The following is a 12,088-nucleotide window of genomic DNA, read 5'->3' as shown; positions in this document are numbered from 1 at the left end:
GTATATTCATGCCAGATTTGTGCCTCTTTTCTCGTGTGGCAGAGGAGGAAAACGTAGCAGGCATCCCAGAGCTTTGGGAAGCGATCAATCGAAATGGTACTTATCAAGTAGGTAAAGCCCAAAAAGCCAGCGTCTACCCTCAAAATGGTACTTATCGAGTGGATAAAGCCCAAAAAGCCAGCGTCTACCCTCAAAATGGTACTTATCAAGTGGATAAAGCCCAAAAAGCCAGCGTCTACCCTCAAAATGGTACTTATCAAGTGGATAAAGCCCAAAAAGCCAGCGTCTACCCTCAAAATGGTACTTATCGAGTGGATAAAGCCCAATAAGCTAGCGTCTACCCTCAAAATGGTACTTATCAAGTGGATAAAGCCCAAAAAGCCAGCGTCTACCCTCAAAATGGTACTTATCAAGTGGATAAAGCCCAAAAAGCCAGCGTCTACCCTCAAAATGGTACTTATCGAGTGGATAAAGCCCAATAAGCTAGCGTCTACCCTCAAAATGGTACTTATCAAGTGGATAAAGCCCAAAAAGCCAGCGTCTACCCTCAAAATGGTACTTATCAAGTGGATAAAGCCCAAAAAGCTAGCACTGCGTTCCAAAATGGCACTTATCAACCAGATAAAGTCCAAAAAGCCAGAACCTTCCCTCAAAATGGCACTTATCAAGCGAATAATGCAAAATATGCGGAAACAAATTTTCTCAGAATGTTTCCCTTCCACTGGTTACAAGCATGCAGGTACACCAGAATTTGAATTATATCCGAGTAAGGATCCTCATATTCCAGATTTATATTCTGAAATCTCGATTCCATTAAATAAGATCATTTTTTCAACCACTTTCGGTAATCGGGAGTGTTTGCAGGAGAAATTAAAAGAAATCCATTTTGTTTCGGTGCTGCAATAATTGTTGGGTATAGAAAAATTTGACAAGGGAAAACGCGCTTTTTGTTCCTATCGATAGACAAGCTGCACAAAAAGGAGATGCGTGTATATAATTATCCTTTTATCATTCTATATCCCCGTCTAATATTATTTTTGAGCCATAAACTAATAGCAGCATTTTTACCCTTCATATTTAAAAAATAAAGTAAAATGATTAATTCCATTAAGAATCCAATCGATTGAGCTAGTGCACCAATGAAGCCACCACCATTTGGGACAGTGTAAATTAAAATAAGTAATGCCGCCACGGTAGCGATTACATTTCCAATTTGTGAAAAGGACATTACTTTTGTTTGACTACGAATCATTAGAATACCATTGCAGAAGTCTACCCACGGAAAACATAGTGTAAATATAACAAAAAACCTTAGTGTTAAAATACTTTGATCGAGTAATTCATCTGATACACCTATAATATTTTCCAGTCCCCACGTTCCAATAGGTGTGTAAGAAAGTACGGTTAATAAAATACTAGGTAATAGACTTACAATAATGGTAAAATGAAGCACTTGTTTTTTATCCTTCTTATAAAAATTTATAACAATTTGATGTATGTAGGAAGTGATACTATTTAACAAGTGTACGACAGAAATTGCTACAGCAAAGGAAGCTATGGCTATTTCTGCTTTTGTACTCCAGCCCAGTACAGCATTAATCGTTGGAGGGATACTAACCGCAATGAGTGAAGCAATTAACAATGGATTATAAAAACGGAATATTTGTGATTGCTGGAAGATTGGATGCTTCTCTTTTTTGGGAGGTAATTCCTTCACAATGATACGACCTTCCAAGCTACTAACCAATGCTTCTACTGCCATTCCAGCTAAAAAAATGTATGCACCAACATAGCCGTGATTAACCCAATCATTCGCTAAGACAATCCATGCAATGAAAGACATAAATGCAAGTCTAACCATCATTCCAATTGTTAACCACTTTGTCTTTAAATTCGAAATGATTACACCCTGATATAAGCAACGAATTCCTGAGAAAATCGTCACAAACATCAAAACACGATAGGCCTCAATGGTTGGCTGTAGCATTTCGTCACTAACACCTAGAAGAATAGAAAAGAAGCTTCTTCCTATTGGCGAATAAGCTATGACTAGGCTAAGGAAGAGAATAGCGGTTAGCACATATACTGTAACATTTCGCATTAATCGATAAGAAATTTGATCTCTTACTAAGGTAGAGCAAGTTTGGCGTAAAATAACAGCACAACGTTCCATAATTCCAAATAAACTCATCGCAATCGAATAGCTAGCAATAACTACTGCAGGATTTGGTGCTCGTGCAAGTGTGCTGTTAATAATCACATGTGAAATAGTGACCAAACTTGCTGAAAAGCCTAATGGAATAAAGAAAAAAAGTAATGTTTTAAAATTTACTGATTGTTTTGTTTCACTCGATTGATCACTCATTTGCTGTTCCCTTTCTATATACTGGTTATTTTCTTAATCATAAGACAATAAAGGTTATTTTTCTAGTTATTTATTTACAGCCCAAAAATAAGGTAACCAAAGTCTGTTCTAAAAACTAGACCTTCGCATGGATTTAGGGAATGTGTTAAGATTTTTAAAGATAATAAAATAAGAATACTAAAATAAATAAATGGATTCTTTATAGGAGGATTAACATGACCAAGCATAAAATTTACACAATGAGTGTTGCAAAAGTCTACCCCCACTATATTACAAAAGCAGAGAAAAAAGGACGTACAAAAGCGGAAGTCGATGAGATCATTAGTTGGTTGACTGGATATAGTCTAGAAGAATTAGAATTACAATTAGATAAACAGACCGACTTTGAGACCTTCTTTGCTGAAGCTCCCTTAATGAATCCATCGAGAGCATTGATTAAAGGTGTAGTTTGCGGTGTCCGAGTGGAGGACATTGAAGAAAAAACAATGCAGGAAATTCGCTATTTGGATAAGTTAATTGATGAATTAGCAAAGGGAAAAGCAATGGAGAAGATTTTGCGGACTTAATCTTAAACAATCGAGACCATTTCTAGAATAATAATCTAAGTTAAAGAAATACGTGTAGAAATTCTTATAAGCTCCGAATGTATTATATCACTTCCTTCATCGTGTGTTGCATTGCAATTATACAGAGAGTATACAGGTTCACTTTGGACGAGTATTAACTTTTATATCATATATTTAGAGGTAGCAAGGTATATCTCTAGGGCAATTGGTTTAGTGGAGTCTAATTACTGTTTGGAGGAATTATTCAATATGTTAACAAGAGAAGATATCTTTAAGCACGTCGAAGCAAACTATGGTACATTGCCTGACTACCCGTTTAGTAAGTTTCCAAACTATGCTGTTTTGAGACATATATCTGATGGAAAATGGTATGGTCTAGTGATGAATGTTCTTCCAGAGAAATTAGGATTAGATGGAAATGATGGAGTAGATATTTTAAATTTAAAATGTCCACCTGAATTAAATGATATTTTAAGAAACGGAAAAGATATTTTACCCGCATATCATATGAATAAGGAGCATTGGATTACACTTGTTTTAGAACGTGCCGATCCAAAAGGAGAGATTTATAAGTTAATTGAGCAAAGCTTTTATTTAACCAAGGAATCGTGAGATTAATAATGGATAACTATACCATGTTTCATGTATTGTACATGATATGATTGTGGGTATTTCAGAAGAAAAAACTGCTCTCTTAATTAGACCTTTGATAAGTTTCGCAACCATCAGTAGGGGGAAAGTAACCCACCACTGATGGAAGTCTTACTTATCTTTTTACTTCAAAATGCAACTCAGTAAATTGATTAAAATTCCTCGTGCCTTTTAGGGAAAGCTCTACATAGTGATTACTTTCCTTGAATAAAGGAATACCATTACCTATGATAGTTGGTGCTACAGTTATAATAAACTCATCGACTAAATCCTCTTGAATAAAGGAATCTAAAAGTTCACCTCCACCAACTAGCCAAATGTTATTCCCTTCTTTCTTCCTTAAGTTGTTTACAAAATGATGTATATCCTCATTAATGAACTTCACATTCTCGGTATCTTGATAAGAAGACCTTGTATAAACATAACATTCCTTCGTTTTATAAGGAAAATCTTCTATTTCTTTTATGATCCAATCATAAGTTCTTTTTCCCATTATAATGGTGTCAATCGTTTGATAAAATTCTGTAAAACCATTGTCCCCTTCTCCTTCAACCTTGAATAACCACTCCAGAGATTCATCCTTCGAAGCAATGTATCCATCCAAGCTTGATGCAATAAATAATACGATTTTTCTTCTTTGACTCATAATCATTCTCCTTTCATCAACTTACATATTAATTATAAAATAAAAATATGACATCTTATGTCATATAATAAAAAATACTATTAGAGGATGATTATAATGAGAGCTGACAGATTAATTAATATTATGATCCTTTTACAGAACAGAGGAAAAATGACGGCAAAGGAACTATCCAAAGAATTAGAGGTATCAAATAGAACCATTCTCAGAGATATGGATGCATTAACTAATGCAGGAATCCCAATTATTTCAGAAAGAGGAAAAGACGGAGGCTGGCGCTTATTAGATAATTTTCGGAGTAAATTAAGTGGACTAACTAAAGGTGAGATGCAAGCATTATTTCTCTTCCCCTCTGGAAAATTACTTAAAGATTTAGGTTTGAATAATCAGCTACTAGATACAAGACAAAAACTACTTGCAGCTATCCCCAGTACTTATAGAGAAGAAGCACAGGCAATGTGGGAGAGAATTTATATTGACTCCGGTACTTGGAGAGGATTTGAAGAAAAAAAAGACGCCCTTAAAACCGTGCAGCAGGCAGTTTGGGATAGTAGAAGGCTGAAGATTTACTATGAACAAGCAAATGGGGAGCAAAAGGACAGGATAATTGAGCCATTAGGATTAGTAGCAAAGGGCGATAAATGGTACTTAGTTGCCTTAAGAGATGGAGAGCTTCGAAATTATAGAGTATCACGAATACATAAGGCTATGATTGAAAATCAAACCTTTCAAAGACCGCTAGATTTCGACCTAGCTGCCTATTGGGAACAATCGAAAATAGATTTTGTACAAAATTTACCTAAATACGATGTACAAGTAGAAATTCATCCAGAAATAATGAAAAGAATTAATTTTACTAGTAAGTTTGTGAAAGTGATAAAAGTAGAAAATTCAAATGACGATAATTGGATACCAGTAACTTTAAGATTTAATGACAAGCAAGAGGCAATAGAGTTTATATTGGGATTTGCAAATAAAATAAAAGTCATATATCCCAAGGATCTTCCGGATAGAGTTGTATCGCTAGCCATGTCTGTTATTGACTTTTATTATAATAGATACTAAATTAATTTATGGTTAGATTTTTACTTCCGCAAATAATAGATAGGATGATGGTAAAATGAAAAGTATGAAAAAATGGAGAAAGATCTCAATCAAACAAGTATGCTTAATTATCATTACATTTATTGCAATGGTGGCTATTGCTTTCGTGCTTATTAGACTAGCAAATTTCCTAATTAGTGATATATTAGAACTTCATGGTTGGCTAAAGATATTTAGTCAATTTATAGCAATTATTCTTGTGATATATCCAGCTAAAATAACGTTTGGTAGTGTTCTTTATCATGTTAATGAGGATTTAAGCAGAAAACTAGCTGAGGAAACTTGATTCTATCATTAATCGAGTCCTCTAGTAGTAAAACTTGAGCTAACATGCATAAAGTAGTCAAATTGAGTTTTCTTTAACTAATCTTGAAAATAGAGGTATAATTAAAGGGCTCCTATCAAAGATTAGGGCTCTTATTTATACGTTAAAGTATAAATTTTTGCAAGAGGTAAGGCGACGAAGCGAAAATTTTGATGTCCAAAGTATATGAAAAGCTAATGCAGACGAGCGAATGCGAGTTTTTCTAATAGAAAGCAGGGGTCATTCAATGGAAGAACAAACTATTTTTCACATTATTAATAATATGGATAAGGTGACAAATAATTTAATAGTACAGTGGAATAAAGTTTTTGAGGAGGATCTTGGTGTTTCCCATATTCTCGTGCTCGGTCATTTAAAAGTGCATGGGAAGAGTAGACCATCAGATATTGCTAAGATTTTAGGACTTACTCCTCCAACTTTAACTTATTTGTCAGAAAAATTAGTTCAAAAAAATCTTGCGAAAAGATTGGTAGATGATTCTGACCGTAGAATTATCCATTTAGGAATTACCGATAAAGGAATCGAGGTAGTGCAACGTGCCAATCAAAAAGGAGTAGAGCTTCGCAAACGGCTATTTGAACAGCTAACAAAAGAGGAAAGAAAACAATTATTAACAATCTATGAAAAATTAAATAAATCTTTATAAAAAAATAACCAAAAAGATGAAACTCTCTATTCATTTTTACGTACTAGATTATAAGTGTTAAATAAATAGGGAGGGATTCTTTGAAACATTTATTTCAAGTAAAATTGTTGGTTACCTTGTTTGTCATTTTTCTATGTATACCTACTACTGTATTTGGACAAGAATCTGATACAGTAGAACACCATGTAAAACTTAACGGGAAATTGAATGCGCTTTCGGGGGATTTGTTAAGGTTCACAACTTCTACACAACTTGAACAAAATAATCTAGCTAGGAAAGGACCTATTGTTGATAAGGATAAACACCAGGACAGATTTGAACAGAAAGCAAGACATTATATCCGTGATCTCGAAGCAGGAAAGTATCAACATGCATTAAAATCCTCTTCAAGAGCTTTGAAAAAATCGATTTCCGAGCAATGGTTAGAGGAATATTGGGTTACGCTTAAGCAGCAATTGCAGTCTCAAGCAGGAGAATTTCTTAGTATTGGATCCGTAACGGTAAAGGAATCGAACCGAGTTCATACGAATGTAGAGGTGGAGCTTCTATTTGAGAAGGCAACCTTTCCATTTATTCTAAGAATGGATCGATCGGCAAAAGTTGATGATTTTCTATTGGATTCCTTTATGGGGCCTTTTGCTGAAGCTCCGCTATATAGTAAACCAGAATTATTCACTGAAAAGGAAGTAGTGATTGGAAAAGGAGATTTTGCACTACCTGGAACATTGTCCATACCAAAAGGAAAGGGGCCATTCCCAGCAGTGGTACTCGTTCAAGGATCAGGAGCCACTGACAAGGATGAAACGGTGTATGCACTAAAGCCATTCCGTGATCTAGCATTTGGCCTTGCTTCTCAAGGAATTGCAGTACTTCGTTACAATAAACGTACCTATGAGCATGCGATTAAGACCACAGCAGATCCAAATCATACCGTTGATAAAGAAACAACAGACGATGCGCTGTTAGCAACACGTTTACTTGAAAAGGAAAAAAGAATTGATGAGGAGAGAATTTATATTCTTGGTCACAGTCAAGGTGGTATGATGGTTCCGAAAATGATCGAGGAAGACAAAAGACAGAATATTGCAGGGGCGATTATAATGGGGGGACCAGCACGCACGATCCAAGATGTTGTCCTTGATCAATTCGAGTATCTATTATCAGTTGGTCAAATAACAGAGCAGGTGTACGAATTTTACACGACACAATATGAAATGTTAAACGATCCTGATTTTTCTGGTGAGAACCCTCCAGAAGAATTTCAGCTTGGTCAGGCAGCATTTTGGGATTCCATAAATGATATCCGTGCAGCAGAAATGGCAAAAAATCAAACCGAACCGCTCCTCATCATACAGGGAGAACGAGATTATCAAGTACTGTCCGATGTCGAAATCCCGATATGGAAGGAAGCTCTTCGTGATCGAGAAAATATAACGTATCAACTTTATCCTAAGCTAAATCACTTTTTTACAGAGGGAACAGGGGAAATGAGTAAACCAGAGGAATACTTTATCCCAGCTAACATTCCAAAATATGTGGTGAATGATATAGTCGATTGGGTGAAATCTGAACCGCAATGAGCTAAATACTTTTCGAAGACTTAGAAACCCTTTTGAATGTAATAAAAGGGTTTCTTTTGATAACTATTTATTTTCATCATCTTTTCTTTCAGTGATTTCTCGTTTTTCATCTTTCCACCATAAGGCTTCTTCTGGTTCCTCTAACACGTCATGTATTTCCTGTTTTTTCTCAACAGCAGGAGGTTGACCTCTAAGTGATTTACCAGAGGTTTCGACTACAAATAGAGCGACAATGATGATCCCAATAATAGAAGCAAAAATGATGTAATAGGCAGGAACCATCCGACTCATCGTAACACTGATTAGCCATGATACAACTAACGGTGCTGTCCCTCCAAATACAGATGTCGCTACATTATAGGTAATAGCCAATGAGCCATATCGAACTTCCGTAAAAAAGAGGGAAGGTAATAAGGACGGCATAATACCTTGAAAGGAGGCAAGTAATGCTCCTAGAATCATTAATCCAAAGAAAACGAGCCAATTATTGCCACTACCGATTAGTATAAAGGATGGGATGGATAAAACAATCATTCCTGATAGGCCAAATAGTATAATCTTTTTATTTCCAATACGATCACTAAAATAACCTGCCATTAATACAAATGGAATCATTATGACCATCACGACTAATATTAATAGTAGTCCCTTGGTATCTCCATAGCCTAGTACTGCATTTAGATGGGAAGGCATATATGTTAAAATGACGTAGTAGACTGTATTATAAAAAGAAACTAACCCTAAACCAATAAGCAATGATTTTCTGTGATGAATAAAAATATTTTTAAGAGATGCTTTACCTTCTTGATTATCCTCTTCTTCCTGTGACTCGAAAGCTGGTGTTTCATCTAAGTTATTTCGTAGGTAAAATCCGATAATACCAATTGGCGCAGCAATGAAAAACGGAATTCTCCATCCCCATTCATGCATGGTTTCCGACCCAAGAAGAAATGTTAATAATGTAACAATTCCCGCACCAGTTATATATCCGACTAATGTGCCAACTTCAAGTCCACTGGATAAAAAACCTCGTTTCTTATCAGCTGTGGATTCTGCAATATAGGTCATTGCTCCAGAATATTCACCACCAGCAGAAAATCCTTGCACCAGTCGTGCCGTAAGTAATAAGATAGGTGCAGTTATACCAATGGAATCATAAGTAGGAATTAATCCAATGGCAAGAGTCGCAATTGCCATGATAATGAGTGTAATCGCAAGAATCTTCTTTCTTCCTAAACGATCACCAAGCATACCGAAGAAAAGTCCACCAAATGGCCGAACTAAGAAAGCGACAGCAAATGTGGCGAAACTGAATACTAATTGTAGCGGTCCACTGAACTCAGGGAAAAATAAGGCACCGAGAATGACAGCGAGATAGGAATAGATTCCAAAATCAAACCATTCCATCGCATTACCAACTGCTGTTGCGATAACCGATTTCTTTGCCATTTTTGTATCAACAACAATAATATCATCTTTCTCCAATTTTTTTGTATGGAGTTTACCCTTTTTAGACACCATATAATCCTCCTAACATTCAACTAATACTAGCTTTTCCTAGATCTCCAATTTATATGATAATTACGGAGGACAACTAAAGTTAATTTTGTGATCGAACAAATGCAAACGCCCCCCTCCTTTGGTATAATATAGAAAAAACAACGATAGGAAAGGAGCAATGAAATGCCAATTAATCTTGCTAGACCTCCCTGTTAAGCCGTAAACTTAAATAGTTCTCGAGCACCTCCCTCTTCTGACACAATAGGTAATTCGGAAAAGAGAGGAGCTGGATAATGAACTATTTAACAAATGTCTGGAAGCTTTATGTCATTCGTTTTTTTCAGAGTCTAATACCTGCATATGTGATTGAAAGATTGTTTTGGGAAGAGAGAGGTATAACAGTTCAAGAGGTAGTTTATACTGAAGTTATTTTTGCAGTGACAATCGTTTTACTAGAGATTCCATCGGGAATTGTAGCAGATAAATGGGGTCGAAAGAACATGATACTTTTAAGTAGTGTTCTTGAAGCCATCATGTTTTTCTTGTTGATCAATTCGACAGAATTTTGGCATTTCGCTATCGCTATATTTCTTTCTGGAATAGCAGGTTCAGCGAATAGTGGTGCAGAAAATGCCCTTTTGTATGACTCCTTACTACTAAGTAAAAAAGAGAAATCATTTGAAAAATACTTAGGTAGAGTCAATTCCTTTGACCTTATATCCGCCATTCTAGCGGCTTTAAGTGGAAGCTTTTTGGCCAACAAATTTGATTTTGAAGTAAATTATTGGTTATCTGTGATAAGTATGCTTGTCTCAGCGTGTGTAGCAGTTATGTTAGTTGAACCAATCACAAAAAATCAAAGCACAGAGCATCAAACAATAATGGGAAATTTAAAAATATCTATTCATTTCTTTATGAAAAATACGAATGTTTGTCTTGTTGTATTAGCTGGGATTGCAATCGGAGCAGCACTTAATTTTGTTTGGGAATTCTGGCAGCTATATTTAAACCGATTGGATATATCTATTCACTTCTTTGGATTTTTTCTAGCAGCACTCATGTTACTCACTATTCCTGGAAATTTACTTGCACATGCTGTCATTAAGCGATATAAATACCGAAGTGTGTTAATAACGATAACAGCTATTATAACTGTTGGCTTTATTTTTATATCCATTAAAAGTGGTTATACTGGATTGACTGCAATGTGCATCATTGTGCTGGCTTCGGGCTTTGTAGAGCCGATTGTTAGTGGATATTTGCATCATAGAATAGATTCTTGTACTAGAGCTACAATCGATTCCTTTCAGTCACTTGGATTAAATGCCATGCTGATATTAGTAGGTCTGGGATTTGGTTACTTTTCAAGCTATTATGATGTTTTTGGGGGTTATGCTTTTATCGCACTGATTAGTGGTGTGTTTTTAGTATATTTTTTGTTTGCCTCGAAGGAAATAATCGATGAGCAGGTGAATTAGTGTGATCGAATTATAGCTGGTTAGTATTCCATTTATATAGGGATTTTCCTTCCTTACTACTTTTTTGTCTCAGCCTCTATTTATGGATAACCTTGATTAAAAAACAAGAAAGGATGTTGACATTGAAAGTACGCAATGTACGAAGTTCTGACTACAACATAATCGCACCGCTGATTGATGAATGGTGGGGTGGGAGGAAAATGGCAGCGATGTTGCCTAAGTTATTTTTCGTTCATTTTAACAAGACAAGCTTTATTGCTGAAAAAAATGGTGAGATAGTTGGCTTTTTAATTGGATTTTTATCACAAACGGATAGGAATGTCGCTTATATTCATTTTGTAGGTGTTCACCCTAAGTATCGCAGTAAACATATAGGCAAACGGCTTTATCAGATGTTTTTTCAAGTGGCACAGAAGAATAATCGAAATGTTATTCGCGCAGTAACCTCACCAGTGAATAAAGTATCGATTGCCTTTCATACAAAAATAGGTTTTAAAATAGAAAAAGGGGATAAGGAAGTAGACGGCGTTTCTGTATTTTCCGACTATGATGGAATAGATCAAGATCGAGTGTTATTTATTAAGGAGATCGACCTTATGTAACTCTATATTACTAGTTCAAATTAGATATAGTTAGGATATAACAGTCGTATGCACAGCAGGTGAATTCCTTGTTAACTAATGGAAAACAGAACTTTAATGTTCCCCACTTCAATGATAGAAGTGGGGAAACAAGTTAACCATTAGTGAGCTTCTGGAGTTTTACCTTATTGTTGTTGATTACGTGCTTCGTCTTTAATTTCTGCTCTCATACCAGAAATCGCTTCTTCTCTACGATGATTTTTATCCTTGATTTTTTCTTTTTCTTCTGAGGATGCAAATTTCATTGTATCATGTGCAGCTTCGATATTTTCTATTGTGTCTTGCACCTTTTGTTGTAACTTTTCTACATTATCTGAGCGATCATCAGGATTTGGATGGTTTTGGTGTTCTGTCATTTTTAATTCCTCCTTAATTAGTGATTCATTTTATTATGAGTAGGAAAGAAAAAATTATGTATACCCTTGAATCAAATGGACAGATTCTTATAGAATCCATATCCATTCGTAACTCTAATTGGATAATTTCCTCTAATACCTATATAATAAAGAAGTGAGTTCCTAGATGAACTCTTCTTTTATTTCATAAGACTTAATAAAGAAGTATTTTCACTTCATAAGAATAACAGTTG

General features: G+C 35.4%; 14 protein-coding genes. 10 read left to right on the top strand and 4 right to left on the bottom strand.

Annotated elements, in window-relative coordinates; genetic code table 11:
* The first annotated feature begins 8 nt into the window (after positions 1-8).
* On the top strand, positions 9-329 hold the full coding sequence (locus ACZ5N5_RS18285) for a hypothetical protein (RefSeq protein WP_464372871.1): 321 nt from the start codon (positions 9-11) through the stop codon (positions 327-329).
* 223 nt (positions 330-552) lie between these two features.
* Entirely contained in the window at positions 553-906 is a 354-nt protein-coding gene (locus ACZ5N5_RS18280; protein ID WP_464372870.1) for a GyrI-like domain-containing protein, read from the top strand.
* Positions 907-997: 91 nt separating this feature from the next.
* Here the strand turns inward: ACZ5N5_RS18280 and ACZ5N5_RS18275 are convergent, their stop codons facing one another.
* Positions 998-2,365, bottom strand: a complete 1,368-nt coding sequence (locus tag ACZ5N5_RS18275; protein WP_181397546.1) for a multi antimicrobial extrusion protein MatE — start codon at positions 2,363-2,365, stop codon at positions 998-1,000.
* A 215-nt stretch (positions 2,366-2,580) separates the two neighbouring features.
* Between ACZ5N5_RS18275 and ACZ5N5_RS18270 the strand changes: the two genes are divergently transcribed.
* Together ACZ5N5_RS18270 and ACZ5N5_RS18265 are read left to right on the top strand one after the other, a co-directional pair.
* The gene (locus tag ACZ5N5_RS18270; protein ID WP_109984665.1) at positions 2,581-2,931 is read left to right on the top strand and encodes a DUF2200 domain-containing protein; all 351 of its coding nucleotides are present in this window, start codon (positions 2,581-2,583) and stop codon (positions 2,929-2,931) included.
* Positions 2,932-3,180: 249 nt separating this feature from the next.
* Positions 3,181-3,543, top strand: a complete 363-nt coding sequence (locus ACZ5N5_RS18265) for an MmcQ/YjbR family DNA-binding protein (RefSeq protein ID WP_054787523.1) — start codon at positions 3,181-3,183, stop codon at positions 3,541-3,543.
* Between the two features lie 154 nt (positions 3,544-3,697).
* Here ACZ5N5_RS18265 and ACZ5N5_RS18260 read toward each other — a convergent pair whose 3' ends face one another.
* A complete protein-coding gene (locus tag ACZ5N5_RS18260; RefSeq protein WP_054787522.1) occupies positions 3,698-4,228 on the bottom strand; it encodes a dihydrofolate reductase family protein in 531 nt (176 codons plus the stop codon).
* Positions 4,229-4,324: 96 nt separating this feature from the next.
* On the opposite strand from ACZ5N5_RS18260, the gene ACZ5N5_RS18255 reads away from it, so the two are divergent.
* The 4 genes from ACZ5N5_RS18255 to ACZ5N5_RS18240 all read left to right on the top strand — a co-directional run bounded on the left by ACZ5N5_RS18255 (position 4,325) and on the right by ACZ5N5_RS18240 (position 7,880).
* Positions 4,325-5,290, top strand: a complete 966-nt coding sequence (locus tag ACZ5N5_RS18255; protein WP_464372869.1) for a helix-turn-helix transcriptional regulator — start codon at positions 4,325-4,327, stop codon at positions 5,288-5,290.
* Between the two features lie 55 nt (positions 5,291-5,345).
* Positions 5,346-5,615: a hypothetical protein gene (locus ACZ5N5_RS18250; protein WP_054787521.1), complete on the top strand. Its 270-nt coding sequence runs from the start codon at positions 5,346-5,348 to the stop codon at positions 5,613-5,615.
* A 265-nt stretch (positions 5,616-5,880) separates the two neighbouring features.
* Entirely contained in the window at positions 5,881-6,300 is a 420-nt protein-coding gene (locus ACZ5N5_RS18245) for a MarR family winged helix-turn-helix transcriptional regulator (RefSeq protein ID WP_054859668.1), read from the top strand.
* An 80-nt stretch (positions 6,301-6,380) separates the two neighbouring features.
* Positions 6,381-7,880, top strand: coding sequence for an alpha/beta hydrolase (locus ACZ5N5_RS18240; protein WP_464372868.1), 1,500 nt, complete (start codon positions 6,381-6,383; stop codon positions 7,878-7,880).
* A 63-nt stretch (positions 7,881-7,943) separates the two neighbouring features.
* On the opposite strand, the gene ACZ5N5_RS18235 is transcribed toward ACZ5N5_RS18240, so the two are convergent.
* Positions 7,944-9,401 carry an MFS transporter gene (locus ACZ5N5_RS18235; RefSeq protein WP_109984661.1) on the bottom strand — a complete coding sequence of 486 codons (1,458 nt, stop codon included), beginning with the start codon at positions 9,399-9,401 and terminating at the stop codon, positions 7,944-7,946.
* Between the two features lie 272 nt (positions 9,402-9,673).
* Here ACZ5N5_RS18235 and ACZ5N5_RS18230 point away from each other — a divergent pair, with 272 nt between their 5' ends.
* Complete coding sequence (locus tag ACZ5N5_RS18230; RefSeq protein WP_109984660.1) at positions 9,674-10,858, top strand: MFS transporter; 1,185 nt, start codon at positions 9,674-9,676, stop codon at positions 10,856-10,858.
* A 113-nt stretch (positions 10,859-10,971) separates the two neighbouring features.
* The gene (locus ACZ5N5_RS18225) at positions 10,972-11,460 is read left to right on the top strand and encodes a GNAT family N-acetyltransferase (protein WP_464372867.1); all 489 of its coding nucleotides are present in this window, start codon (positions 10,972-10,974) and stop codon (positions 11,458-11,460) included.
* 164 nt (positions 11,461-11,624) lie between these two features.
* Here the strand turns inward: ACZ5N5_RS18225 and tlp are convergent, their stop codons facing one another.
* Entirely contained in the window at positions 11,625-11,855 is a 231-nt protein-coding gene (gene tlp, locus ACZ5N5_RS18220; RefSeq protein ID WP_054859662.1) for a small acid-soluble spore protein Tlp, read from the bottom strand.
* Positions 11,856-12,088: the final 233 nt, after the last annotated feature.

The organism is Gracilibacillus sp. JCM 18966, from assembly GCF_055392695.1.
The sequence above is the reverse complement of the archived record's forward strand: the minus strand, read 5'-3'. Positions and strand labels throughout refer to the sequence as shown.